Origin of the sequence: Bartonella sp. AP65SXKL (assembly GCF_042195725.1) — a bacterium.
Classification (GTDB): Bacteria; Pseudomonadota; Alphaproteobacteria; order Rhizobiales; family Rhizobiaceae; genus Bartonella.
Genome location: NZ_JBHIOW010000011.1, coordinates 32,525 through 59,228, shown reverse-complemented (window position 1 = coordinate 59,228; position 26,704 = coordinate 32,525). Strand labels below are relative to the sequence as shown.

The 26,704-nt window shown below is 39.5% G+C and carries 25 protein-coding genes and 1 pseudogene; 9 read left to right on the top strand and 17 right to left on the bottom strand.

Translation table 11 applies throughout. From position 1 onward, the window contains the following. Positions 1 to 10: 10 nt before the first annotated feature. From sdhA to rimM, 6 genes are all read right to left on the bottom strand, one after another. Positions 11 to 1,855, bottom strand: coding sequence for a succinate dehydrogenase flavoprotein subunit (sdhA, locus tag ACFIMP_RS07225; protein ID WP_375677720.1), 1,845 nt, complete (start codon positions 1,853 to 1,855; stop codon positions 11 to 13). A gap of 6 nt (positions 1,856 to 1,861) precedes the next feature. Then, on the bottom strand, positions 1,862 to 2,248 hold the full coding sequence (gene sdhD, locus ACFIMP_RS07220; protein ID WP_375612246.1) for a succinate dehydrogenase, hydrophobic membrane anchor protein: 387 nt from the start codon (positions 2,246 to 2,248) through the stop codon (positions 1,862 to 1,864). Positions 2,249 to 2,266: 18 nt separating this feature from the next. Then, positions 2,267 to 2,668: a succinate dehydrogenase, cytochrome b556 subunit gene (gene sdhC / locus ACFIMP_RS07215; protein ID WP_375606014.1), complete on the bottom strand. Its 402-nt coding sequence runs from the start codon at positions 2,666 to 2,668 to the stop codon at positions 2,267 to 2,269. A 495-nt stretch (positions 2,669 to 3,163) separates the two neighbouring features. Then, positions 3,164 to 3,604 carry a 50S ribosomal protein L19 gene (gene rplS / locus ACFIMP_RS07210; RefSeq protein WP_375612245.1) on the bottom strand — a complete coding sequence of 147 codons (441 nt, stop codon included), beginning with the start codon at positions 3,602 to 3,604 and terminating at the stop codon, positions 3,164 to 3,166. Between the two features lie 209 nt (positions 3,605 to 3,813). After that, positions 3,814 to 4,512, bottom strand: coding sequence for a tRNA (guanosine(37)-N1)-methyltransferase TrmD (gene trmD, locus ACFIMP_RS07205; RefSeq protein WP_375612244.1), 699 nt, complete (start codon positions 4,510 to 4,512; stop codon positions 3,814 to 3,816). Between the two features lie 284 nt (positions 4,513 to 4,796). Then, complete coding sequence (rimM, locus tag ACFIMP_RS07200; protein ID WP_375653385.1) at positions 4,797 to 5,354, bottom strand: ribosome maturation factor RimM; 558 nt, start codon at positions 5,352 to 5,354, stop codon at positions 4,797 to 4,799. 132 nt (positions 5,355 to 5,486) lie between these two features. Between rimM and ACFIMP_RS07195 the strand changes: the two genes are divergently transcribed. Together ACFIMP_RS07195 and ACFIMP_RS07190 are read left to right on the top strand one after the other, a co-directional pair. Then, on the top strand, positions 5,487 to 6,308 hold the full coding sequence (locus tag ACFIMP_RS07195) for a SapC family protein (protein ID WP_375632437.1): 822 nt from the start codon (positions 5,487 to 5,489) through the stop codon (positions 6,306 to 6,308). Between the two features lie 3 nt (positions 6,309 to 6,311). After that, a complete protein-coding gene (locus ACFIMP_RS07190; protein WP_375686178.1) occupies positions 6,312 to 7,280 on the top strand; it encodes a tyrosine recombinase XerC in 969 nt (322 codons plus the stop codon). A gap of 18 nt (positions 7,281 to 7,298) precedes the next feature. On the opposite strand, the gene ACFIMP_RS07185 is transcribed toward ACFIMP_RS07190, so the two are convergent. Beyond that, entirely contained in the window at positions 7,299 to 7,571 is a 273-nt protein-coding gene (locus tag ACFIMP_RS07185) for a BolA family protein (protein WP_375612716.1), read from the bottom strand. Between the two features lie 124 nt (positions 7,572 to 7,695). On the opposite strand from ACFIMP_RS07185, the gene ACFIMP_RS07180 reads away from it, so the two are divergent. The 3 genes from ACFIMP_RS07180 to cobT all read left to right on the top strand — a co-directional run bounded on the left by ACFIMP_RS07180 (position 7,696) and on the right by cobT (position 11,409). Further along, on the top strand, positions 7,696 to 8,316 hold the full coding sequence (locus ACFIMP_RS07180) for a J domain-containing protein (RefSeq protein WP_375606021.1): 621 nt from the start codon (positions 7,696 to 7,698) through the stop codon (positions 8,314 to 8,316). Between the two features lie 202 nt (positions 8,317 to 8,518). Beyond that, on the top strand, positions 8,519 to 9,499 hold the full coding sequence (gene cobS / locus ACFIMP_RS07175; protein WP_375612717.1) for a cobaltochelatase subunit CobS: 981 nt from the start codon (positions 8,519 to 8,521) through the stop codon (positions 9,497 to 9,499). A gap of 14 nt (positions 9,500 to 9,513) precedes the next feature. Next, a complete protein-coding gene (gene cobT / locus ACFIMP_RS07170; protein ID WP_375612718.1) occupies positions 9,514 to 11,409 on the top strand; it encodes a cobaltochelatase subunit CobT in 1,896 nt (631 codons plus the stop codon). A gap of 48 nt (positions 11,410 to 11,457) precedes the next feature. On the opposite strand, the pseudogene ACFIMP_RS07165 reads toward cobT, so the two are convergent. The 3 genes and pseudogenes from ACFIMP_RS07165 to rpmB all read right to left on the bottom strand — a co-directional run. Next, a pseudogene (locus ACFIMP_RS07165) lies at positions 11,458 to 11,604 on the bottom strand (HaeIII family restriction endonuclease); the annotation flags it as partial. Between the two features lie 1,162 nt (positions 11,605 to 12,766). Then, positions 12,767 to 13,450, bottom strand: a complete 684-nt coding sequence (locus ACFIMP_RS07160; protein WP_375612236.1) for a VUT family protein — start codon at positions 13,448 to 13,450, stop codon at positions 12,767 to 12,769. Between the two features lie 120 nt (positions 13,451 to 13,570). Further along, positions 13,571 to 13,888 (bottom strand): 50S ribosomal protein L28, encoded by a 318-nt coding sequence (rpmB, locus tag ACFIMP_RS07155; RefSeq protein WP_375612235.1) that lies wholly within the window; start codon positions 13,886 to 13,888, stop codon positions 13,571 to 13,573. Positions 13,889 to 14,184: 296 nt separating this feature from the next. On the opposite strand from rpmB, the gene ACFIMP_RS07150 reads away from it, so the two are divergent. The 3 genes from ACFIMP_RS07150 (at position 14,185) to ACFIMP_RS07140 (ending at position 17,805) form a co-directional block, all read left to right on the top strand. Next, complete coding sequence (locus tag ACFIMP_RS07150) at positions 14,185 to 14,967, top strand: SURF1 family protein (protein WP_375612234.1); 783 nt, start codon at positions 14,185 to 14,187, stop codon at positions 14,965 to 14,967. A 719-nt stretch (positions 14,968 to 15,686) separates the two neighbouring features. Then, a complete protein-coding gene (purH, locus tag ACFIMP_RS07145) occupies positions 15,687 to 17,306 on the top strand; it encodes a bifunctional phosphoribosylaminoimidazolecarboxamide formyltransferase/IMP cyclohydrolase (protein WP_375638442.1) in 1,620 nt (539 codons plus the stop codon). Between the two features lie 346 nt (positions 17,307 to 17,652). Further along, entirely contained in the window at positions 17,653 to 17,805 is a 153-nt protein-coding gene (locus ACFIMP_RS07140) for a DUF1127 domain-containing protein (RefSeq protein ID WP_375612720.1), read from the top strand. Positions 17,806 to 18,733: 928 nt separating this feature from the next. Here the strand turns inward: ACFIMP_RS07140 and ACFIMP_RS07135 are convergent. The 3 genes from ACFIMP_RS07135 to htpX all read right to left on the bottom strand — a co-directional run bounded on the left by ACFIMP_RS07135 (position 18,734) and on the right by htpX (position 23,002). Beyond that, positions 18,734 to 20,479, bottom strand: coding sequence for a heparinase II/III family protein (locus ACFIMP_RS07135; protein ID WP_375612721.1), 1,746 nt, complete (start codon positions 20,477 to 20,479; stop codon positions 18,734 to 18,736). A 64-nt stretch (positions 20,480 to 20,543) separates the two neighbouring features. Next, complete coding sequence (locus ACFIMP_RS07130; RefSeq protein ID WP_375612722.1) at positions 20,544 to 21,908, bottom strand: RsmB/NOP family class I SAM-dependent RNA methyltransferase; 1,365 nt, start codon at positions 21,906 to 21,908, stop codon at positions 20,544 to 20,546. Between the two features lie 47 nt (positions 21,909 to 21,955). Further along, on the bottom strand, positions 21,956 to 23,002 hold the full coding sequence (htpX, locus tag ACFIMP_RS07125; RefSeq protein ID WP_375686177.1) for a zinc metalloprotease HtpX: 1,047 nt from the start codon (positions 23,000 to 23,002) through the stop codon (positions 21,956 to 21,958). An 83-nt stretch (positions 23,003 to 23,085) separates the two neighbouring features. Between htpX and ACFIMP_RS07120 the strand changes: the two genes are divergently transcribed. Beyond that, positions 23,086 to 23,301: a DUF1674 domain-containing protein gene (locus ACFIMP_RS07120; protein ID WP_273790074.1), complete on the top strand. Its 216-nt coding sequence runs from the start codon at positions 23,086 to 23,088 to the stop codon at positions 23,299 to 23,301. Positions 23,302 to 23,435: 134 nt separating this feature from the next. Here ACFIMP_RS07120 and rpsP read toward each other — a convergent pair whose 3' ends face one another. The 4 genes from rpsP to ACFIMP_RS07100 all read right to left on the bottom strand — a co-directional run bounded on the left by rpsP (position 23,436) and on the right by ACFIMP_RS07100 (position 26,636). Continuing rightward, positions 23,436 to 23,810 carry a 30S ribosomal protein S16 gene (gene rpsP, locus ACFIMP_RS07115; protein WP_273787601.1) on the bottom strand — a complete coding sequence of 125 codons (375 nt, stop codon included), beginning with the start codon at positions 23,808 to 23,810 and terminating at the stop codon, positions 23,436 to 23,438. A gap of 16 nt (positions 23,811 to 23,826) precedes the next feature. Beyond that, a complete protein-coding gene (locus tag ACFIMP_RS07110) occupies positions 23,827 to 24,156 on the bottom strand; it encodes a chorismate mutase (RefSeq protein ID WP_273790075.1) in 330 nt (109 codons plus the stop codon). 24 nt (positions 24,157 to 24,180) lie between these two features. After that, positions 24,181 to 25,749 (bottom strand): signal recognition particle protein, encoded by a 1,569-nt coding sequence (ffh, locus tag ACFIMP_RS07105; protein ID WP_273790300.1) that lies wholly within the window; start codon positions 25,747 to 25,749, stop codon positions 24,181 to 24,183. A gap of 230 nt (positions 25,750 to 25,979) precedes the next feature. Beyond that, positions 25,980 to 26,636: a carbonic anhydrase gene (locus tag ACFIMP_RS07100; protein WP_375612226.1), complete on the bottom strand. Its 657-nt coding sequence runs from the start codon at positions 26,634 to 26,636 to the stop codon at positions 25,980 to 25,982. Between the last annotated feature and the right edge of the window lie 68 nt (positions 26,637 to 26,704).

Sequence of the window (26,704 nt, the reverse complement as noted above, 5' to 3'; positions counted from 1 at the left end):
TATTCTCCCCTTAATAAACCCGTTTTTTAGGTGCAATGCGCTTTAAATCGATCCCACCATCAGCTTCAGATGTTAACGGGTCCACATGGACAGGTCGATATGATAATGTCACCTTACCCTCTTTTGACAAATGTGAAATCGTATGTTTACGCCAGTTTTTATCATCACGCTCTGGATAATCTTCACGAGCGTGAGCGCCACGGCTTTCTGAACGTGCTTCGGCAGAATAAACAGTCATGATTGCATTCGCCATAAGATTTTCAAGCTCTAATGTTTCAACCAAATCAGAATTCCATATCAGAGAACGATCTGTGACTTTGAGATCCGACAATTCCCCCCAGATTTTATTCATCCGTTGACATCCCTGTTTCAAAGAATCTTCTGTACGGAAGACTGCTGCGTCTTCTTGCATCGTGCGTTGCATTTTTTCACGCAATACAGCTGTTGGTATTGCCCCTTGTGCAAAACGTAAACGATCAAAACGCGCTATAATTTCGTCAACAGCTTCTTCATTGATGGGTGGAATTTCTGCATTCCGATCAATAACTTCACCCGCGCGAATGGCAGCAGCACGACCAAACACCACAAGATCAATTAATGAATTTGACCCCAAGCGGTTAGCACCATGAACAGAAGCACATCCTGCTTCTCCTACCGCCATCAGCCCTGGTTGAATACGATCAGGCGAATCAGCCGTTGGATTGAGAACTTCCCCGTAGTAATTGGTAGGAATCCCACCCATATTATAATGAACCGTTGGCAAGATGGGGATAGGCTCTTTTGTTACATCCACCCCTGCAAATATCCGTGCTGATTCTGAAATCCCTGGTAAACGCTCATGCAAGATTGCAGGATCAATATGATTGAGAACCAAATGAATATGATCCTTCTTAGGTCCAACGCCACGCCCTTCACGAATTTCAAGTGTGATACAACGCGAAACCAAGTCACGTGAAGCCAAATCCTTAAAGGAAGGTGCATAACGCTCCATAAAGCGTTCACCTTCAGAATTGATTAAATAGCCTCCTTCACCACGAGCTCCTTCTGTAATTAAGCAGCCAGAACCGTAAATCCCTGTCGGATGGAATTGCACAAACTCCATATCCTGAAGTGGCAATCCAGCGCGTGCGATCATTCCACCACCATCACCCGTACAGGTATGCGCCGATGTCGCAGAAAAATAAGCCCGTCCATAACCACCGGTTGCAAGAACAACCATTTTGGCAGAAAAACGATGTATTGTACCATCATCGAGATTCCATGCCACAACCCCCGTACAAACCCCATCCGTCATGATGAGATCGAGTGCAAAATATTCAATAAAAAATTGCGCATTATGCTTTAAGCTTTGTCCATAAAGCGTATGCAAAATGGCATGGCCTGTACGGTCAGCTGCTGCGCAAGTACGCTGAACAGGCGGACCTTCACCAAATTGTGTCGTATGTCCACCAAAAGGACGCTGATAAATTTTGCCTTCTTGCGTTCGCGAAAAAGGAACGCCATAATGTTCTAATTCATACACAGCAGCAGGAGCATTACGCACCAAATATTCCATTGCATCGGTATCGCCCAACCAATCAGAACCTTTCACGGTATCATATAAATGCCACTGCCAATTGTCAGGTCCCATATTTGAAAGCGATGCAGCAATTCCCCCTTGTGCTGCAACCGTATGTGAGCGCGTTGGAAAAACCTTCGTAATACAAGCTGTCTTTAATCCTTGTTCTGCCATACCCAGTGTCGCACGTAATCCTGCACCACCTGCCCCAACAACAACAACATCAAATTTATGATCTACAGTGCGATAAGGGGCGTTACCTGCTTTAGCACCCAGAGATGATCCTGTACCCGCCATACTTGTTTAACCCCCTAATGCAATTTTCAAAAGAGAAAAAATAATGATACCACCTATGAGAAAACAAAATAAAATATTTAACGTCAAAAAGAATATCCGAAAACCTTCACGTGGAATATAATCTTCAATCACTACCTGCATACCAAGTTTCATATGATAAAGGACCGAAAAAGTCATCAATCCCATCAAAATAGCAACAATAGGATGTGCAAGTCTTGCACGCACAATACTATAATCCTTTCCCACAAGCGAAAGAATAAGAACAATAAAAAATATCAAAAGTGGTAGATTGATAAACCCCGTCAAACGTTCTAGCCAAAAATGCTCTGTTCCTTCATGAGCACTGCCACGCCCCCGTACTTTTCCAAGTTCCGTTCGAAAATCTTTTTTCATGTCTCTTTTCACCCCCAGCTAAACAACGGTATATCCAATAATCCAAATCGCAAAAGTAACAATAAGAGAAATAAACACTGTCGCCCAAGCAGTGACTGTTGCCTTTTCTTTTGCCAAAAGGCAAGGCTTCAGATCCCAAACAATGTGGCGAACACCACCAACCATGTGATGAACCCCTGCCAAAGTATAAAGAAACAAAATACACAATCCAAACCAAGAACTATAAATTTCGTAAACTGTTCTAAATGTCTCCTCGCCACACGCAATAGCAATTAACCAAACAGCAAGAAAAACCGTTCCAACATAAAGTGCCATACCCGTAATGCGGTGTGCAATGGACATGGCCATAGTAATTGTCCAACGATAAATACTTATATGAGGGGAACGAGGGCGCTCTTTTATCCTAGTTGTCTCTATCATAAAATATCCTGACCTGGTTTATCATAAAATATCCTGACCTGGTTTTTGCAACCGCAATGAACGAGAAAGTTCGCGCAAAACGACTAAACATACTCTCTCGTTTTTACTTGTTTGGCATCTCAAGATACCGATATTACAGGTCGGTTGTCTCAAATAACGGATTAAAGGTCACGCATAAAAAAACCGATTACTCCCCGGATATGATCCGCAAAACTCGCCTTAATCTAATACACTTTTATCTTCACGTCAAAGGTCTAAAATCTTTTCCAAATATAAACAGACATTTTTTCAGATTAAACTTATCCTTTTGAGTATCCACGATATATGCAATGGTCTCTTAAATTGCACCCATGATTAAGAATAAAAAGAGGAAAAATTGATAGATTAAACATTTTTATGTCCCCTCCAAGCCTTTTAAAAGGCAAAACGAATCAAGAAAGACACAAATAAGCGGCATAAAAGCCGCTTTTGCATAAAGTTTAGCCGATATAATCTTTACTCAGAAACTTGCTTTTCAACATCTGTGCTGACAGATGCTGCTTCTACTTTCTCAACAACCTTTTCAGCTTTTTTCCGATAATCTCTCTTTTCAGCGATACGTGCAGCTTTACCTCTCAAGCCACGTAGATAATAGAGTTTTGCACGGCGCACTTTACCACGGCGCACCAGCTCAACACCTTCAATCAAAGGAGAATAAACAGGAAATACCCTCTCCACCCCTTCGCCATAAGAAATCTTGCGTACTGTAAAGGTCTCATTCAACCCACCGCCTGAACGCGCAATACAGACACCTTCATAAGCCTGAACACGCGTCCGTGTACCTTCTGTCACACGCACCATAACACGGACTGTATCTCCTGGCTGAAATGCTGGAAATTGGCGCTTTTCTTCAATTTTTGCACATTGTTCAGCTTCAAGCTGTGCGATAATATTCATTTCTTTTATCCTTCATGTTCTTTATCGAACAGTCAGAGCGCTCAACTCTTACCAAAAAAGCCTTTATTAAGAATAAGGAGCTCTTTAGGCTATGTCTTACACAGGAGCGAATACACCATTCCTTCATTTTAATTTTGGAACTACAGAAAACCTTTTATAAAAAACTCTCTAAAAAGAGAGCCATGCAATACACCACCTTATCATATGAATCAAGTTTTCTGATGATTTTTATTATAACGCGCATAAAGATCAGGGCGACGTTGACGTGTTAACAATTCGGCTTGGCTTTGACGCCAATCTGCGATCGCTTTGTGATGACCTGAGAGCAATACAGGCGGAATACCCCGCCCTTCGAAAAGAGAAGGGCGGGTATATTGCGGATGTTCCAGCAAGTCATTTTCAAAACTTTCACACCTTGCAGAAGCTGCATTCCCCATCACTCCAGGCAGAAGACGTATAATAGCATCTAAGATAACCAATGCGGCTGTTTCACCCCCTGAAAGAATATAATCACCAATAGAGACTTCTTCTAGTTCTCGTGCCTCTATGACTCGCTCATCAACCCCTTCAAAACGTCCACAAACTAACGTTACACCCGTATCACGAGCCAAGCTATGCGCGTAAGCTTGGTCAAAAGGACGCCCACGTGGACTCATCAACAATCTTGGCGAATCCTGTGGACAGCAATCAAGAGCAGCCGCCAATACATCCGCCCGCATTACCATACCAGCTCCCCCACCAGCAGGTTTATCATCAACGCTATGGTGTTTGTCTAAAGCAAAATCCCTAATCTGTACCGTCTCCAGTGACCAAATTCCACGCTCTAAAGCTTGCCCTGCTAAAGAATACCCTAAAAAACCAGGAAACATTTCAGGATAAAGGGTTAAAACGCGCGCCTGAAATTTCATTTTATTTCTTATCCTTATTTTCTTAAACAGACTCTTAATAGCAAAAATAGCACAAACAAGACTTTTAACGCTATAGCGTTAATCTGAGTCTTCTTGATCTGCGCCATATTTAATACGATCCTTCTAAATACTTGCACTAAAAAAGACTCTAAAAATTCAGGACTATTTCGAGATAAAGTGCTTACAATATCTGCTCAAAAGAGCATTTTTAATATTTTCACACATTCCACTTTTTATTGACGAAATTCATCTGTTGTTTTTTACCTTCATCTTTATTTTTAGATTCAAGCTATTTCCTTTTTATCATTGTCTCCCCCATCAATTAAACCAGCGGCCATGGGATCAACAACAAGAAAACCAGAATCCATACAAATTTCTGGTACCGCCGCCTTACTAAAGGGAATAAGAACTCTTTTACCCCTATCCAAACGTATTTCAAGCAAATCACCAGCCCCGAAATTAAAAAAACCACACACTTCACCTAAGATTTTCCCCCCACAATCTTGGACACACAAGCCTATTAAATCGACTTGATAAAACTCATCCTCCATCAAATCATCAATTAATTGATCACGCGTCACATAAAGGCGAATCCCTTTTAAAGACTCAGCCGCATTACGATTTTCTACCCCTTTAAAACGTACAATCGCCTTATTTTTTTGTATGCGAAGAGTTACAATTTCATAAGAACGCCCCATATCATCATAAAGAGTGCTGTAAAACTTGAAACGCTGTGGCTCAGCACTTAGAATTTTAACAAAAACATCTCCTTTTATACCATGAGGCATACCAATAATGGCAAGATAGACTTTATTTTTAAGCTTTTCTTTATTATACTTCATGCAAAAATATTATCTCTCAAAAATGAACCCTTCAATCTTATAGTTTTCTATTCAATCTTGTTGCCATATGAGACAATCTTCTAAAAGACCTTTCTTGGTAACAAAAAACAAATTAATAAAGGAGAAAGTCTTATGGCAAATATTATGCTATTTTACAAAGATATCACACCAATCAACAAAATTTCCCATAAAAATCTAAAATTTGCTCCTCCAACTGATATGTCTTTTGCCAAGGATACTCATTGGGTTCCTTTAGCAAGTACTGAATATTTTCAAGCAGCGCTAGACTATCCTATTTTATTTATGTGCGCCGAAGATGAACAAAAAAAACGGCACTACACATCCGCAGCTCTTGTCGGTCTTTCTAATGACGAAAATGACTATATCGCTTCTGATAAAAGTTGGAAAAACAATACTTATGTTCCAGCTTTTGTCCGTCGCTATCCTTTTGTTTTGGCACAAATTAGCAATGAAAAAGAACTTTCTGTCTGCTTTGATCAACAGTCCGGTATGTTTAATGAAGTTGCAGGAACAGAACTTTTTAATTCCGATGGCTCTATTTCTCCTTTTATGGAAGAACGTATTCGCTTTCTTGAAAGTTTTAAAATCGCTATGGAGAAAACCTCTGAGTTTATTGATGCTCTTGTAGAAATGGATCTTCTAAGCCAAAAATCCATCAATGTGAAAAACGATAAAGGTCTCTCAGCGCAATTGGAACATTTTTGGGTTGTTGATGAAGAAAAATTGAATAAATTATCAGCAAGCCAACTTGCCAAACTTCATAAAAATGGCTTTTTAGGATTAATTTTTGCGCATTTGATGTCAACACACAATCTTGTGAAAATACTCTCTCTCAAAGGTGAAAAGCAACTTATCAATCGTGAAGAGCAACCCCAAAACAAGAATGGTCATTCTAACGATGAAAAAGCTAAAAAGAAAGAAACTCTCAACTAGATAATGCCCATCAAAAACGACAAGAGAAAAGATGAAAATATTCCTCTCATTCCAGCAGACCATGCAATTTTAAACGCAAGGAAAAATTGGTTAGAGTGTCTTACCCAAACACGTCGTATGTCAGCACAAACAGTGCAAGCCTATGAACGTGATACACGGCAATTTTTGTCTTTTCTCTGTCAACACTTAAGCCATACACCAACCCTTACAGATCTTGCTCATTTACGCATCAGTGACTTGCGTGCTTATCTTGCTTATCGGCGTACAAACAATATAAGTGCGCGCTCTTTAAGCCGAGGGGTGGCAGGCATCCGTTCTTTTTTCAAATACTTATCACGTGAAGGAATCGTCAATGTTCCCGCGGCTCAACTTATCCGAAGCCCCAAACACCCCAAATTGCTCCCAAAACCTTTAGCGATAAAATCAGCACTTCACATAGTCAAACAAGAAAATCAACTGGAAAATGAACCTTGGATTAGCGCTCGTAATGCTGCTGTCCTCATGCTTCTCTATGGCTGTGGAATGCGAATATCAGAAGCCTTAAGCCTCACACCAGAACAATTTTCTGATCCTGAAAAAACAAGTTTATTTATAACAGGAAAAGGCGGCAAAACACGCCTTGTTCCTCTCATCAAAATTGTTTACGAAGCTGTACAAAATTATCTCAAATGTTGCCCATATCCTTTATTGGATAACCAACCCATATTTCGTGGGGCGCGAGGCGGTCCCCTACAGCCCGCCATTATTCAGAAAACTGTACGCAACTTACGAGCAAGCCTTGGTTTACCAGAAACTGCAACGCCTCATACACTGCGCCATTCTTTTGCCACCCATCTTTTATCACGGGGGGGAGATTTACGCACGATTCAAGAACTTCTTGGGCACGCTAGTCTTTCCACCACACAAATCTATACCCACGTCGATACAGACCATTTGTTAAAAATCTATCAAAAGGCCCATCCCCGTTCCTAAAAACGTCTCATCAAAAAATTAGAGTGTTTCAACCTCAAGTGCCAAAGCATGAACACAAGTAGCTAACTCTTCTTGTAAAACTTTATAAATCGCTCGATGTATTTCTACGCGTGTCATATTAGAAAAAGAAGAAGATAAAATTTTCACTCGAAAATGTGTTTCTCCTTTACCATCAAAAGCATGTTCATTATGAGGATGCCCCTCATGAAGATGACTTTCGTTAATCACTTCAAGCTTTTGCGGATGAAAAGCATCCTGAAGCTTTCTCTGAATTATTGTTTCTATAAACATTTTTCATTCCTCAAACAAAATGAACGTGCAAAGATACACCTTTTTCATAATAGAATAAGTGTGAAAACAAATTTTTCAAAAGTCAATTCTTGTAAAATTAATCAATTTTGCATAAACCAATAATATGACAATAACATCTAAATTATTCGATTCAATTCGCATAAGCTCAAATAAAAAACAAAAAGCTGAGCCAGAAGCACAACAGTGTCAGTGGGAAGGTTGTGAAAAAACAGGGTCCCATAAAGCACCAGCAGGTCGAAATCACGAAGGACAATATTTATATTTTTGTATTGAACACGTACGCGCCTATAATAAAAATTTTAATTACTTCTCTGGTCTTAGCAATAAAGATATCGCAAAATTTCAAAAGGATGCTCTCACAGGACATCGTCCGACATGGCCTACAGATCTGAGCAATGGTACATCGAAAAAAACAGCCGCGAATTATGCAAAGATTCGCTCTGGCACAGCTGCCTATCAAAATCGCATGCGCGATCCCTTCACGCTTTTTACTGGGCAGCATTCAAGCAATAAGTTCTCACGAAAATTAAAGCCCTTAGAAGCAAAAGCTTTTGATACACTGGGACTACAGGCAAACGCTTCAGCAGAAGACATCAAAATGAAATATAAAGAGTTGGTAAAAAAGCACCATCCTGATTCCAATGGTGGTAATCGTGCTTCAGAAGAGCGCTTTCGTGATGTTTTACATGCTTACAATTTGCTAAAAAAGTCTGGTTTGTGCTGAAAACATGCGCTTATATGAGTCTATTTTCATTTAGACCATCATTATTTGCGCAAAATGTTACTTTTTTTGCAAAACATTATAGAATACGTAAAAAAATCTTTCTTCAATATCTAAGGCTCTCATTATAGAGCATTGCATAAATACTTTAACTCTTGTATCGTTTCTAATGAATAAATAGCGTCCTCTCCCTTCCAGAAACATAATGACAAATCTTACCGTTGAAAATTTGCCCGATATTACACTTTGTGCTCGCGATCTATTTCATATTGAAACAGATCTGAAAGTCCCTGCTTTTAGCACAAAAAGTCCCCATGTTCCTGATATCGATCCTGATTATCTTTTTGATCAGCAAACAACTTTAGCGATTCTCGCAGGTTTTACCTTTAACCGCCGTGTAATGGTTTCTGGCTATCACGGTACAGGGAAATCAACACATATTGAACAAGTTGCTGCACGTCTTAACTGGCCTTGTCTTCGCATTAATCTCGATAGTCATGTAAGTCGTATCGATCTTGTAGGAAAAGATGCTATCGTTTTAAAAGATGGTTTACAAATCACTGAATTTAAAGAGGGCATTTTGCCATGGGCTTATCAAAATAATATTGCTCTTGTTTTCGACGAATATGATGCGGGGCGTCCCGATGTTATGTTTGTTATCCAACGCGTTCTTGAAACCTCTGGAAAACTAAGCTTACTTGATCAAAGCCGTGTCATCTCTCCCCATCCAGCATTTCGTCTTTTTGCAACGGCAAACACCATTGGTCTTGGTGATACAACCGGTCTCTATCATGGTACCCAACAGATCAATCAAGCTCAAATGGACCGCTGGTCTATTGTTACGATACTCAATTATTTACCCCATGATAAAGAGGTTAATATCATTTGTTCAAAGGTCAAATCTTTTCAAACGGCTGAGGGAAAAAAGACAATTTCACAAATGGTTCATGTTGCTGATATGGTACGCCAATCTTTTATCAATGGAGATCTTTCAACTGTCATGAGTCCACGTACCGTCATTACTTGGGCAGAAAATACAACAATTTTTCAAGATGTCGGCTTTGCCTTCCGATTAACCTTTCTCAATAAATGTGATGAACTCGAACGTGCCACTGTTGCAGAATTTTATCAACGCGCCTTTGGACAAGAGCTTCCCGAATCACTCATTCATGGTGTTTCGCCTTAAGGAATCTATCACTCATGGCTACCGATATTGGCGACAACAAAAATCCGGCAAAAGACTCTTCAAACAACACTCTTAATACTGAAGCTTTTAAAAAAGCACTTTCCACCTGTATGCGTGCAATTGCAGGCACAAACAACCTTGAAGTTTCCTTTAGTCATAATCGACCATCTTTAAGCGAAAGTTGTGCGCGTTTACCAGAATTACCTCAATACGCAACGAATAAAGACATCACCATTACCCGCGGATTAGGTGATTCCATGGCTCTGCGCAAAGCATGGCATGACAACCGCATTCACATGCAATTTGCTCCACTAGAATCAGAAGCGCGTGCTATCTTTGAAGTCCTCGAACAAACACGTGTTGAAGCAATTGGTACTTTAGCCATGGAGGGACTTGCAAAAAATCTTGATGTCATGCTCGCCGATAAATACAAAAGAGCCCATTATCATAAAATTAGCAACCAAAGTGAAGCCCCCATCCAAGAAGCGATTGCACTTTTATTGCGTGAAAAAATAACAAAGCGCGCAGCTCCAAGAGAAGCGGGTTCTGTCTTAGAATTGTGGCGTAAAGAACTCGAACAAAAAGCAGCATCACAACTCAATGAACTCCCACATCATATTTACAACCAAAAGGCTTTTGCGCAGATCGTTTGCCAAATGCTTGTTACACTCAAAATGACAGTGCAACAAGATGAAGCTTCTAATAGTGAAAATAATAAAAAATTAAAAAACGAATGTGAACCTCAAGACCAAGCAGAAGAAGAAAGTAAAAACAAAAAACGCGCTCAAAGTGAAGAAAAAACCAGCACTAAACAAGAAAGTGATGTGCAAGATGATGGAAAAACACAAGCGACACAATCAAACAACAATGATCAAGCTGACGGCGAACAAAAAAATGGACCTTGGCAAGAAAAGCCGAGCAAACCCAAACACCTTTTTTCTGATTCGGAACAAATGGAAAGACTTGGCAATTATAAAATCTTCACCCGTCAATTTGATGAAATTTTGGAAGCAACAGATTTTTGTTCTGAAAACGAGTTAGATCACTTACGCCGTTATCTTGATAAGCAAATCAATCATCTCCAAAACATCGTTGGACGTTTAGCAAACCGTCTCCAGCGCCGCTTGATGGCGCAACAAAATCGCAACTGGAACTTTGACCTTGAAGAAGGATATCTTGATACAACACGGCTTCCACGTCTAATTATTGACCCCATGCAACCTCTTTCTTTTAAAATGGAAAGCAACACCCAATTTCGGGATACAGTTGTTTCACTTCTCATTGATAATTCAGGCTCAATGCGCGGACGCCCCATTAGCGTTGCTGCAAGTTGTGCTGATATTTTGGCACAGACTCTTGAGCGTTGTGGTGTCAAAGTTGAAATTTTAGGTTTTACCACCAAAACTTGGAAAGGGGGAAAATCGCGCGAACAATGGCTTACCCAAAACAAACTCCATAATCCTGGACGCCTCAATGATTTATGCCATATCATCTATAAAAGTGCTGATACCCCATGGCGTCGCGCACGACGCAATTTAGGTTTAATGATGCAAGAAGGATTATTAAAAGAAAATATCGACGGAGAAGCTTTAATTTGGGCTCATCAACGCCTTTTATCACGGCGTGAACAACGTCGTATCCTCATGGTCATTTCTGATGGCGCTCCTGTTGACGATTCGACACTATCGGTCAACTCCAGCAATTATTTAGAAAAACACTTACGCGCAGTGATTCAAGAAATCCAAACACACTCCCCTATTGAACTCATTGCCATTGGAATTGGTCATGACGTCACACGTTATTACCAACGTGCTGTAACAATTATGAATGCTGAAGAACTTGCCGACGCCATAACAAAACAATTAGAAATACTTTTTAGTGATAAAAGAACTCATATTCATAAGAAATAAACCTGCCTTGAATCAGCAACGATTACATTTAAAAAATTATTTCTATCATTAAACCATTGGAATTTGATGGCTAACAACCTGAGAAGATAATCCCACAAATTGAATATCGAATTTTAAAGAAGCTTCTACTTTACTGGATGCATTATGAGCTCTAAAAGAAATGCTCCAACCATCTTCAAAAATTGTAATGAGTTTGTTTTTACTTTCTGGTTATATTGCGACTGATAAAGTTTTGCTTAGAACTTTCCATTTACGACCATATCCCAGAGTACCATTCAAATTCAAAGACTGAATAATCACCCATTTTTGTCTCGATCTTGTGTTATTTCATTATATTGAAATACACGTATATAGAAAAATATCTCCACTAGACATAGCTCTAAAATGCTGCTCTCACAGAAAATATAATACCTAAACTTTCACCTTCAGTAATACAAAAAGATAAAAGTTGTATTTATTATACGAAAAAAAAGAGGATATTTTAAACACTAAGAATTTCTTTATAAAAGAATCGGCATAAATGGATTCATAGCAATTTTTCGGCAAAAATTGCTAAAGCAAGCGAAAGCCAACCTGTCCCCTAACCTTCCCAAAACAGTACTCACCACGGGTGATCTATCAACATAAGCTCCCATCTCATGGATAAAAGAAAAAATCTTTACTCACATAAAATATAAGAAAAACACGAAAAAAAATATTACTTCATTCACGAAAAAGAACACACCATTATATATCTTATCCGCACTCCTACATTCTTCCTTGCTTCCAAGCTTATTTCACAACAGCGCCCATATATGGCATAATGCAAAATCCAGAATCATCCTTTACTTTACAAGCTACAAGCCAAAAGCAGAATCCTACTTTCAAGTTTCCAATGTTTTTAAGATAAATCAATATACTTTCAGCGCCTAATATTGCACTTTTATTGCATTAAAGCTCTTCATAAGAAGTATTTCTTTCTCAAATGACGTTGTCCGCACGCCAATTCCTCTTATAACATAGGCAAGCAAATGATTTTTATTAACTCAATATAAGAGTATTTAAAACGCGTAAAATTTTATGATATTGGGCTCTTTCACTCAAATGAAAAATATAAGTTATCATTTTAAATCAATCTATTAATAAACATCAGTTGCAATTTCTGTCACATTGAATCATTTGTAAAAGCATATTTAGCCCCTTCTCAAACAAATGACTTTATCTTTTCCTCACAAGAGAATTTTGAAATAAAAAAGCGTTTTGTGTTGGAGTTCTTACTTAAGTTGGTAAATGATAAAGTATCCATTATAACTAACGTGTCACACCAAGCATAGCGTACAATTTTCTTGGCTTCAGGAAAACAAAAAGACAAAAATCCTTATTTGTGACAAACAAAAGAGGAATCATCTTTTGAATGACATTGATAAAGAGGAAGCTTTACGATGTTAAGAATTGTCCCATAAGGAATCAACATCAACAGACTCATAATAATTTTTACCGAAAAATCACCAAAAGCAAGCGATAGCCAAACTGGCATGCCTATCCCTCCCAAAACAGTACTCTCCACCAGTGAACTATCTGCATACCCTGTTATCTTATCAAAAACAGCAAACGAGCTAGAAAAAGCAAGAGCAAAAAACAGCACTGTATCCAAAGCTGAACCAACCAACGCTGCTGCTAAAGGTGCTTTCCACCATGTTTTACGTCGCAAAGGAGTAAAAACCACAATATCAAGGAGTTGCCCAAATAAAAATGCAAAACTAGAAGCAAGTGCAAGCCGTGGTGTCGCCAATATCCAAGAAACAAAGACACCCGTAAAAAAACCAGCATAAACCACACGCCGCGCAGCAGATGGACCATAAAAACGATTGGTCAAATCATTGATTAGAAAAGCAAATGGATAGGTAAAAGCCCCGTAAGTCAACAGCTCATTCAAATCAAACCAATAGACAGGATATTGAACTAAAATATTAGAAGCCGTGACAGCAAGGCACATTGCAAAAATAGAAAAAACAACATACCTTTTCTTTTGCTGTTCTAATAAAAGACCGCTTGAAGACATTTTTTTTAACCTGGGATATGGAACCAATAAAATGAAACGATCAACCTGCAAAAAACCTAACTTCTAGAACAGAAAACCGAAATCAAAGCATTAATAAACCAAAAAGAATGGCGCTAACAATTATGCTGCCTGTTCAGCCTTTTGCTCACCTTCTTGCTCAGCTTTTTTCTTAATGATTTGGCGTTTTAGCAAACGCGCACGTTGCGACAACTCTTTATCGTCTGCTTTAATCAAAAAACCATCAAGACCACCGCGGTGCTCAACAGAACGCAATGCATTTGCTGAAATACGCAAGCGATAACTTTGCTGTAACACCTCTGAAATCAATGTCACATTGCAAAGATTTGGTAAAAAACGACGCCGAGTCTTATTATTCGCATGGCTAACATTATTACCATACAGAACCGTCTTCCCTGTCAATTCACATGCACGAGACATAAACTTCACCCTTAAACTCTAAGAAACTTTCAAATCCCCATACCCAAAGGACACAATGAACGCAAAACACGCGCAATGCAACCTTGAACGGGCATCATTGGGAAGTTTCTTTCTAATAGGGGGTCGACAACAAAAGGTCAAGTCTTTTATAAAACCTTTTTCATCTCTTGTTGGCTCATTTTTCATCTTTTTCCTCAATAAGGCGTGCAAATTCTGCCAAAAAGCGTACAAAATGTTTCTTTTAATATATACCATGTTAGAATAAAAGCCTATTGTCCCGAAAGGAAGCACAAATCATGAGCAAAAAAGACCCCCCCATGACAAAGCTTCAGGGAAATTCTTGCCGTTTTTCTTCTTTTTTATTTGGAACTTTATGTATTTGTTTTTTTCTTCTCTTCAGTGCATTAGGTATATGGCAAGTACAACGGTTAAACTGGAAAACAAATCTTATTACCAGTACCAATCAGCGCATTCATTTACCCCCCATAAAAGCCCCTCCAAAAAATCAATGGTCAGATGTTACTTTTGAAAAATATGAATATCAACCTGTTATTATCACAGGAAAATTTTTAACAGATAAAAATATTTTAGTCACTGCTGCCGCTCAAAATACTACAGGCTATTGGGTTTTGACTCCCTTACAAACTGCTGATAATATACTGATCTTTATCAACCGTGGCTTTATCCCTATGGATGAACGTAACAATTTTCAAAACACAGAGCAATCGCATACAAATGCCTTATCTCAGCAAAATTCTACCACGGACACAGAACAAACAACGATTATAGGTTTATTACGCATGAGTGAAAAAAATGGATTTTTCCCGCGTAAAAATAATCCTGACAAAAATTTATGGTATACGCGCGATCTCCCCGCTATGGCACAAAAACTTGGTTTGTCCACTGTTGCCCCTTATTTCATTGATGCCAGAAAAACATCTCCACAAGCAAAACTTCCCGTCGTTGGTCTTACGATTATCCATTTTCGAAATAATCATCTCGTTTATGCAATCACGTGGTTTATTTTAGCTGCTGGTGTGTTAGGAGGTTTTCTTTTTCTGCTACGGCAAAAAAACTAAAAAAATACCTCTTCCATCTCAAGTAACAAAAATTTTTAGAATCTTGAAAACTGATAAAGAGAATAAAATCTACCAACTTGCGCCTTTGTTAAATAAAGATCATAGGCATACAATAGATCTTTATACCATCCACAAAAGATTTACGCGACACTCTTTAAAAAATCATCATAAAACGAGGGTTTATTCATTAAAAATGTAATGCCCAAAAATGTGAAGCAATGCATTATCTCCACTCTATAAAAAATTCACTCTTAAAAAACATTGTCATAAACGCTTTTGAAAAATATAAAGTTAAATTTAAAAATGATAGGAAAGATGAGCACTCATTTTTGCCTTTATAATTTTATATTCTTGCTTCATTAGATTATTTCCCATTTCAGAGATTACTCCAATTGATATACGCAATACTTTCGCCTTCATCTAGTATAAAGGCTAATATAGCAGAGAACATACGGATGCATTTTTTGTTTCAAAACTGCTATGAAGATGAGATATTGAGTTATAAGCAACAAAAAAATATTTAATGTCTCAATGAGACTTTTATACCTATCACCACACCTCAAATGAGAGGTTTTTACAGGATAATAGAAAAAGGTGAATCATCCTATATTCTAAAAAGACAGTTTATCCTTTCAGTGTATTTTGCTAAAGGCTTATGCTATAAACGTATAAGCGTGTTTTACTAGAATTTTAACTCTTTCATTTTTAAGGCTTCTGTTATGGGTGTTGTTGCCAAAAATTTTCCCATACCTGATCTTCATCGGGTTCGTCGTGTTCTCTTTTCTGTGTCTGATAAAACGGGTGTGGTTGCTTTTGCACAAGCCCTTCATGCTACTTACAATGTTGAATTAATTTCAACAGGAGGAACAGCAAAAACCCTCATAGCAGCTGGTTTACCCGTAAAAGATGTTGCTGAAGTTACCGGATTTCCTGAAATAATGGATGGGCGTGTAAAAACACTCCATCCTTTGATTCATGGTGCTTTGTTAGGGGTAAGAGAAGATCCTAACCATAGGGAAGCTATGGAAAAGAACAGCATTCATGGAATTGATCTTTTAGTGGTGAATCTTTACCCTTTTGAAGAGACGATCCTTTCGGGAGCTGATGGGCAAACGACTCTTGAAAATATTGATATCGGTGGACCGGCGATGATTCGCGCTGCGGCAAAAAATTATGCTTATACCGGTGTTGTAACAGCGATAAAAGATTATGATTCGATTCTAGCTGAATTAAAGCAGCATAATGGATGTTTAAGCTTATCTATGCGTCATCAGCTAGCAATGCGCGCTTATGCACACACCGCTGCCTATGATACGGCAATAGCATCGTGGTTTGCACGGGATTTAAAAATTGAAACTCCATCATGGCAGAGTTTTTCCGGTCATCTTGAAAGTGTTATGCGCTATGGGGAAAATCCACATCAACAGGCAGCATTTTATCGCAATAATGAAAAACGTTTTGGTATTGCAACAGCAAAACTTTTACAAGGCAAAGCGCTTTCTTATAACAATCTGAATGATACAGATGCAGCCTTTGAACTTGTGGCAGAATTTGATCCGCAAAAAACCGCTGCTGTCGCTCTTATTAAACATGCCAATCCTTGTGGTGTTGCGGAAGGAGAAAATTTGAAAGACGCTTATTTGAAAGCTCTTATGTGTGATAATGTATCGGCATTTGGTGGAATTGTTGCTTTAAATCAAACCCTTGATGAGGAATGTGCTGAAGAAATTGTTAAAATTTTCACAGAAGTGATTATTGCTCCTGATGCCACAATGGCGGCACGTGAAATTATTGCCAAGAAAAAAAATCTTCGTTTGCTCATTACAGGTGGAGTTCCTGATCCACGCTGTGGAGGACTTCTTGCGAAAACACTTGCAGGAGGCATTTTAGTACAATCACGTGATAACGTGGTAGTCGATGATCTTAAATTGCAAGTAGTGACAAAGCGGGCACCAACTCAAGATGAAATGCGTGATCTTCAATTTGCTTTTCGTGTAGCAAAGCACGTTAAATCAAATGCTATTGTGTACGCGAAAAATAGCGCAACAGTTGGAATTGGAGCCGGACAAATGAGCCGCATCGATTCAGCAAAAATTGCTGCAAGTAAAGCAGCAGAAAGTGCGCAAAGAGCAGGCTTAACAGAAACTCTCACAAAAGGATCTGTTGTTGCATCAGATGCATTTTTTCCTTTTGCTGATGGTTTATTAGCAGCAGCTGAAGCAGGAGCAACAGCAGTTATTCAACCAGGAGGCTCCATGCGTGATGAAGAAGTTATCGCCGCTGCTGATGCACAGGGGTTAGCGATGGTTTTTACAGGAACACGTCACTTCCGCCATTAATAATTTTGCTGCTTTTCTTTTCGTATGAGACAAATGTTTCAAGGAATTTTTCATAATTATCGTATGACTATTGATAACTGTTGAAATGGAAGCAGTTATTCAATCCAAAGAAGCTACACGTGAAGAAGTTTATCACCGCAGAAAATGCACATAATTTAGCCATTGGTTAGGGATAAGATGTTCTTGTTGATATTTTTAATGGTTACCCTTTCGCATGAGGAAAATGTTAAAGGGACATTATCTTGTATGTAGATGCATACCTGCTATGATATTATAACACAACTCTTTTTAGTAATATACTCTATTCTTAAACTAAAGAGTGTAATGAAAAGTTTGAGTAGAGGATATGAATATTCTACGTTTTTATAGTAATTGGCGCCGTTATCGTCGAACCGTTAATGCGTTAAGTCGTCTTTCAACATATGAACTTAGTGATCTTGGAATTTGTCGAGGTGATATTGATTCAATTGCACGACGTTATTCGCGTAGATCTTTATGAAAGTTGTTTGAGATATTTGAGAGAATGCTTTGCTATGAAAAAGCGCGCATTTTGTGGTTTGTTATTATAACTTCATTTTTAGTATAATAACAAAGAGCAGAAGAGTTATTTTTCTCGGCCATTGTTATGTATTGTTTCTCGAATTTTCAATGCTTCTGTGATGTACAACATTTGATTTGTAATAATAATTTAGCGTTATTCATATTAAATTAGAACCCCGAATACCGTAAAATTCTTCCATTTCAAATCTGTGTATGTTGAATCAACCAAAACCATTCGCCTGCACGTTACAAGCGCGGGGAGAGCTGTATGGATAAAAGCTATTAAGAAAAGGCTAAAAATGCCTCTTATGAACTATCTCTAGTGCCAAGAGCTTGTTACAAACATTGGGCACTGATCAATAGTGTGATAGTGCCGAACTGCTCCTTCATAAGCATAAAGATGGGGGGGGCTTAATGGATTTACCGTTATACCCATCACGGGCATCGTCGCAAAATAGCTTGGAAGCGTTAAGGAATTTTTCTTTAAAATAAGTTCGTGAATATACAATACAATAGCGCTCTGTTTTTCGTGAAGAGCGTAATCCTATTAATGCAACTCTCTCAGAGAGAAATATTGATCCCAACAGCACACTTAAAAACTTATAGAAGATAAGCAACGGCTTAATTTTCTCTCCATATCTTTAAAGGATCAAAATCCTTAACTAGTACTCATCTGTCAACAATGGTCTTTCAAAAAACCTTTTTTCTGGAGCCAATCCCTTTTAGCATCACCTCATGAGATTCTATGAGCAAACCTTGCCTAAAAACATCCAACCCATACTCTAACAAAACTCTTCATGTATAAAATTGATATGATCTTCAAATTTTGAGAATATTACCACAATAAACAATAATGTTTTGCGACACGCAAAATAAAACGCAATATACTATGGGTTGGAACAATGTTCTAATTTTTTATCAAACGCTTTACGGATAAAACGCCAACGAACTTTTTCCTGAAATGCAGGACGAAAATATAAAACAATCTGTTGTGTCCGTTGTGGACCTGTTAATTCTGCAAAATCAATCGAATCTTCAAGACAAATATCTGCGTCAGGCGATATAAAATACCATATTTGTTCACTCTTCACGTTCTCGTTCTTTACGGCTAAACACACACGTTTGCCATCATAGTTAACTTCAACTTGTGGATGAAGATGAAACCGAACAGCAACATAATTTTGTTCATTTTGCACACTCTTGTGTCTCTTTCTCCCTTTATTTGGCATAAAAAAGCGATCAAAACCTTCGATCGTATCTCCATTTGTCGCCAAAATAAGACCACGCTCATGAATAAGATTAAAGGGTCGCACATAACCATTATGACTCGCAATAAAACCTGTCTTCTCTGAATCCTCTATACGGCACACTTGAACATCTGTTGGTCCATCAAACAAAAATGGCGCGCCATTTTTCTTTTTATGATAAAAAGCACCCACTGAACAATCATTAAGCGTAGCTGTTGAATGTGCTGCAGTAACACGCCCTAAATGTCGATACTCTTCCCGCCCATCAGGATTAACACCGGCATTGATAATAAAACGGTGCCCTTGTGAAGACATTTCAAAAGACAAACACCCCGAACAAGCCTGCTGTGCTACAGAGCGAGGTGGAAACTTTCCTGTATCTGCAAGCACTGTTGTTTGATTGGCTTTTAAGCGCTGAAATCCTGAATAACGGGCATAACTAAAAGGATGTCCTCCTGTTTCATCAAGCTCCAAAAGTGATGATAATCGTTCCGATACAAGGGGACCAACCCCATTAAAATGGGCCAACGTTTGATCCTCATGGATAAAGAATCGTAAAGCTGGCAACATACGCTCAACAGAATCAATCAAAATACGGGGTGCTGTTTCATTGCTACGCATAAAAAGATGCCGTAACGACAATAAATCCGATAACAAATTCAGCAAAATAACAGGACTACGGGAAATATGCCCACCATCAACTAGGATTTGACGGGAAAGCTCCTCTATAAGTGTGGTTTGTACCTTTTTTTTCACTGCCGCTGAAACAGGCAAAGCAAGAGATGCGAATGTCAAAGCCACTGCTGCTTGTAAACGTTGATCATTGTGCTCCATACTACAAACTGTTACGCGCAAATAACGAAATTGCAAACCAAGTGCACGTAAAAAGCGTTTTTCAAACCGTTCACTTGCCCCTTCTAACAACATTTTCGAATGACAAATCCATGAAATCAAGCGCCGCGCCACAACAGGATCACTCCAAGCAAGCCCTTTTACCTTCTTACCAGCATGGTCAAACCAGTCTTCTAAAAGAGAGCGTGCATGTGCAGAAGCTAAATCACTTCCTGCTGCCTCCATATGGCGCAACCAATGAAAATCATGTAGAGCCGCTTCCCATTCTAGCGTTGGTGGAACCAATGAAAACGGCGAAACAGCACCAGAATGAACAATGTGACCAGCAAAAGCAAAACGACCATGATAAAATTCATGCGCCATCATCGGATCAGCTACATGCAAATCCATGGGATGCGCTAAAATTTTATGAGGACGAAACCCTGAAAATCGCCAACGAAACAATGGTCCAACCCATAAACGCCGCATAACATTCTGTATCGTATCGATACAGGCTGCCACTTTTACCTGAGGAGCTTTTACCGCAACCGCCAAAATTTCATCTCCATTTATGCTGAATCAAATACAATTTCGACCATTTTTGTAAATGAAGCGTTAATTAAGCAATTTTTCGTAAGCGCGCAGCGAAAAAACCATCCATTCCTAAAAATACGGTTTTCTCAGCATCAAAATTTTTATGACAAAAATCCGCAGGCGTTGTCCGTAACATCCCCCCACAAAGCAAATGTTCCAGTGCTCCCATTTCCTCTGGATAAATAGGGTCTAAAACAATGTCATTGCGTATCGATAAAATTTTCTCAATAAGATCTTCACCTTCTTCTCTTGCCAATGAACAATTGGAAAAAACAATCCGCCCCCCCTCCTTCACCAAAGAAATTGCTGCGACAAGCAAATCATATTGCAACGCCGCTAACTTGACGATATCTTCCCTCGATTTCGTCCATAAAATATCTGGATGACGACGGATTGTTCCTGTAGAAGAACAAGGAGCATCAAGAAGAACCGCATCAAAAAGCTGTGTTGAATGGAAATTTTTCACATCGCCCTGCCAAATATGAACTGAAAAATGAAGCCGTTCCATATTTTCTTTTAAACGCTTTATGCGGTTAGCAGAAAGCTCAATTGCAGTCACCTCAGCCCCTTGCAAAGCCAATTGTGCTGTTTTTCCTCCAGGGCTCGCACAAAGATCAGCAACGCGTTTACCCTCAATACTCCCAAGTAAACAAGCAGGCAAAGCTGCTGCAAAATCTTGGACCCACCAAGACCCTTCACGATAGCCTGGTAAATCAGAAACAGAACACTCCAGACGCTTTAATCGAACAGAACCATTGGGCAATACCACACCGCCAAGCCTTTCAGCCCATCCACCACTATCAGATTTCACTGTCAAATCGAAAGGAGGTTCCACACTTTGAATTGCGATAATCTGATGTACCTTTTCTGTTCCATAAGCTGATATTAAAAGCTGTCCAAACCACGCTGGCACACCTTCAATGGTAGGAACTTGTTGGCGTAAAGGCTCTGCCTCACGTGCAACATTGCGCAAAAGAGCATTCACCACCCCTGAAAAACGGCGCATTCGAGGATCAAGTTTCGCCACACGCACAGCTAAATCAATAGCCGCATGATCGGGAATATCAAGATAAAGAATTTGTGCAACACTGATATGCAAAAGATGCTGAAGTGAAAGTGCTTGTGAAGGCAAAGGACGCGCCAAAAAGCGTGAGAGAGCCGCCATAATCTGCCCTCGATGACGCAATGAAGCTGTTAAAATAGCCCGACATAACAAACGATCTCGTTGTGAAAGCTTCAAATATTGTGGATGTCCGTGTTCATTATCCGTCAAACCAGACAGAGGCGTGTACTTATCAACTACCGCCCCCAAAAGACGCACACACACCTGTCGAACAGCTAATCCTGGAACATTTTTTTCAGACACATGCCCCGCTTTTTTGTGTTTCAAAACACCACCTTTATATCACAGTTTTCTCAAGAGCTCTCTCAATAATTCTATGAACGAGATCTTTTTGAATTTTCATAACGAAGCCAAGAAGGACGTTTTGTAACACGCTGAAAAGAACTATTTTCTTGCTCACCTAATGCATGAGCCTGACCACTATGAAAATCTCCATAGTTCATCCCGCTGCTTTTTTCATGTATAGCGTCTTCTTTATTCCATCCCACACTTTTGGCAAGAGCCCCTTTCATCTCTTCTGCTTGCTGATAAAGAGCAGCGATACGATTTGCAGTTGCTGGATGTGTCGAAAAAAGACTATCCGCTCCCTCACCGCTCAAAGGATTAATAATAAACAGATGCGCGGTTGCTGGATTATGCTCTGCTTCTTCATTATATACCCCACGTCCCCCATCAGCAATCTTACGCAATGCCGAAGCCAACCATAAAGGATTACCACATATTTCAGCCCCTCTACGATCCGCAGCATATTCCCGTGTACGGCTAATCGCCATTTGCACCAGCATCGCTGCAAAAGGCGCCACGAGCAATGCAATAAATCCTCCAATTGCCCCAGCGCCATGAGAATCTTCTGAAGAATTACGCTGTCCTCCCATAAAGAAAGCAAAATTACCAAGCATTGAAATTGCCCCTGCAATCGTTGCGGTTAGAGTCATTGTTAACGTATCACGATGCTCAATATGTGCGAGCTCATGCGCCATAACGCCGGCAATTTCCTCAGCGCTTAACCGCTCTAACAACCCAGTACTTGCAGCAACAGCTGCATTTTGCGGATTACGTCCCGTTGCAAAAGCATTTGGCTGTGCATTCTCAATAACATAAACCTTTGGTTGAGGAAGAGAAGCCTTTTGTGCTAAATCGCTTACAATCTTATAATAAACTGGTGCTGAATGCTGATCAACTTCACGCGCCCCGTACATGCGTAAAACGATTTTATCTGAATTCCAATAAGAAAAAAAGTTTAAACCACTTGCCATCAAAAGAGCAATGACCATGCCACCGCCCCCTCCAACAAGATAACCAACTCCCATAAAGAGAGCAGTTAAAAAAGCCAAAAGCATAGCTGTACGCATTATATTCATTACTCAAAAAACTCCATGATAAAAGTCAATCAATACTATATGATGGTGTTTTCTTTCTGCTTCTTCAATGGAATAGGTGTAAAATGAATAAAAAAGATGAGAAAACAAGCAAAAAAAATGCAACTGTCGTTAAACAGCAATCTCTTTCTCCCGCAGCACAACGCGCCCTTAAAGAAGCTGAAGAAAGACGAAAACGCGCAGCAAAAAAGGAACAACCTTTAGAAAACGGCGGACGCGGCGGCAAAGACCCTTCCCGCTATGGAGACTGGGAAATTAAAGGCCGCGCCATTGATTTTTAAAACCATTGATTTAAAAAAACGGCGCAATTTAAACAAGCAGCTTTTTAATGAAAATCCGTTTTTGATAGACAAAAACGGATAATATTTATTTTTCTAAAGCTTTTAAAAACACATTGATTAAACAATCATGCTTCTTATGCTGAAGCAGATTCTGCTTCAGCCGCTGCCGCTGCTTCTTCTGCTGCTTGCTTTGCTGCTGCTATACGTTCTTGTGCTTTTTTACCCGGTTCACCTTTATGTGGATTATTACGAGTTGGACGCTTTTTCAAGCCAGCTGCATCTAAAAACCGTAAAACGCGATCTGTTGGTTGAGCCCCTTGCCCAAGCCAATATTGGATACGTTCTTCATTAAGTTTCACCCTCGGTCCATCTTTAGGCAACATTGGATCCCATGCACCAACACGTTCAAGAAACCGCCCATCGCGCGGACTACGAACATCTGCAACGACGATATGATAGTAAGGACGTTTTTTTGAACCTCCACGGGACAAACGAATTTTCAATGCCATATTTTATCTCCTATTGTCAGCTCTGGCTTTCGTTTAAATTGACTTTTTTTGTTTTTTGCTCTTCAGCAATAACTTCATGATGACTCACAACTTCTTTAATAATAAATTTTAAAAATCTTTCAGCAAAATCAGGATCAAGATCACTATCCATAGCCAATTGCCGCAAACGCGCTACCTGATATTGCTCACGCAGAGGATCTACTTTAGGTAAATCATAACGCGCTTTTAAGCGCCCAACAGCTTTCGTACAACGAAACCGCTCTGCTAAGATATGAATCAAAGTTGCATCAAAATTATCAATGGATGCTCGTAAATGTGCCAATTCGTTTAATACTGTTTCCTGCATTATATTCCTTTCCCTCTTTACATCTTATTTTTTCTTAGGATGCTGAGGAAAATTTCCCCCATCGACAATGCCATTGGAAAGACCAGGAAATGTAGGTCCACGCTTAGGAAGTCCGGGCAAGAGCTTCCCTCCATTACCATTTTCAATTTGCTTTTGAAGCGTTGAGAATTGCTTTGGATCCAATCCCGACAAATCCGGCATAGCTGGAGAATCCCCTCCCAAGTTTCCCATACCACCAAAACCCATTTTGGAACCAAGGCCTCCCAACATCTTTCCCATAAAACCACTTTTTCCTTTACCACCCATGGCTTTCATCATATCAGCCATTTGGCGATACATCTTCAAAAGTTTATTAATATCAGCCGCTGTCGTACCAGACCCCTTAGCAATTCGTTGTTTGCGGCTATGTTTTAAAAGCTCTGGATTCGCCCGCTCTTTGGGTGTCATAGATGAAATAATGGCCAATTGACGATCAAACAAACGATCATCAAACCCCGCAGCCGCAATCTGCTCTTTGACCTTCCCCATTCCTGGCAACATGCCCATAATACCGCCCATTCCACCCAGTTTTTTCATTTTCTGCAACTGTTCTGCAAGATCATTCAGATCAAATTTTCCAGCTTGCATTTTTTTTGCAAAAGCAGCAGCTTTCTCGTGATCCATTGTTTCAGCAGCTTTTTCAACCAAAGAAACAATATCCCCCATTCCGAGAATACGATCAGCAATACGACTGGGATGAAATTCTTCTAAAGCATCTATTTTTTCACCAGTTCCAATTGCTTTAATTGGTTTACCTGTAACAGCACGCATAGAAAGAGCAGCGCCACCACGCCCATCACTATCCATCCGTGTTAAAATAATCCCCGTAATCCCTACACGCTCATCAAAAGAACGAGCAAGATGAACGGCATCTTGCCCCGTCAAACTATCAGCCACCAACATAATCTCATGAGGAAGGGAACATGCTTTAATTTCAGCCAATTCGAGCATCAAAGCTTCATCAATATGATTACGTCCTGCTGTGTCAAGAAGAAGCACGTCATAACCACCCAATTTAGCAGCCTGTACGGCACGTGATGCAATATCAACAGGCAGCTGACCCGCAATAATAGGCAAGCTTGCAAGTTTTGCCTGTTCTCCCAATTGGCGCAATTGCTCCTGTGCAGCGGGACGGCGTGTATCTAATGACGCCATGAGAACTTTTTTATTGTGCTTATCAGTAAAACGTTTTGCAAGCTTTGCTGTTGTGGTTGTTTTTCCCGAACCTTGCAAACCAGTCATCATGATAACAACTGGAGCTGGTGCATTTAAATCACTCAGAACGCTTTCATTTCCAAGAATATGAACCAATTCATCATGAACAATTTTAACCACCATTTGGCCTGGTTTAATTGATTTAACGATTTCGGCCCCAACAGCTTTTTCCCGAACTCTATCGGTAAAAGAGCGCACAACATCAAGAGCAACATCAGCTTCCAATAAAGCGCGACGAATTTCACGCAGCGCCTCTACAACATCCTGATCCGATAAAGCGCCACGTCCCGTCAAATGAGACAGGATAGAACCAAGTCGCTCTTGCAAGGATTCAAACATCATTTACCTCATTGTTGCATAACAAACAAACCAAAATAGCATCCGAGAACGCATCGCGCCGTCGGATGTTGACCTCTGAGATCTCTTTATACCCTTAAACTGGGGTCTCAGTCGGTGGCTCCAAGTTAATTTTGTCACTGAAAGCTTGCTCCTTCAAACAATAAAACCCCAGCTTTGTCAAGTTTTATCATAAAATATCTTTTTATACGAAGAAATAAAAACAACAAATACTATACTTCAAAACTTTCAACTTCAACACGCATAAAACAACCTGTTTCCTGTTCCATGCTCCATAATTTTCCGCTAGAGATATCAAACCAAACACCATGCAATGTCAAAAAACCTTGATCTTTGCGAAGCTTTATCCACGGAAACGTCTCTAAATTTCTCAACGAATGGCGAATAGAAAGCTGCTCTAATGCCGTCTGTTTTTCTGGCCAAGACAACGACTTATTATTCAAAACGATTTCTGCTGCTGGTGCTAAAAGACTTATCCATTGACCGATAAAATCATTTGATAATAAAGATTTATATGTCTCATTAAGAGCAGTACGAATGCCTCCACAATGGGCATGACCAAAAACGACAATATGTCTCACCTCAAGCAATTGCACAGCATATTCAAGAGCTGCTGATGTTGCGTGATATTGGTCATCAGGAGAAAAAGGAGGAACCACATTCGCCACGTTGCGCAGAGTGAAAATTTCCCCTGGCTTAGCATCAAAAATCATTTCTGGTACTGCACGCGAATCACAACAAGCAATGACCAAAACTTCAGGTTTCTGCCCCTCAATCGCCAATTGCTGATAATCTGCTATTTTATATAAAAAATGATTGTTTATAAAGTTTTGGTAACCACTTAAAAGTCTTTCTGGTAAATGCGCCATTCTCTCTTTACTTTTGCTTCTTTTTTTACTTTCATTTTGTATATTTTAAAAAACAAACTATTAACATA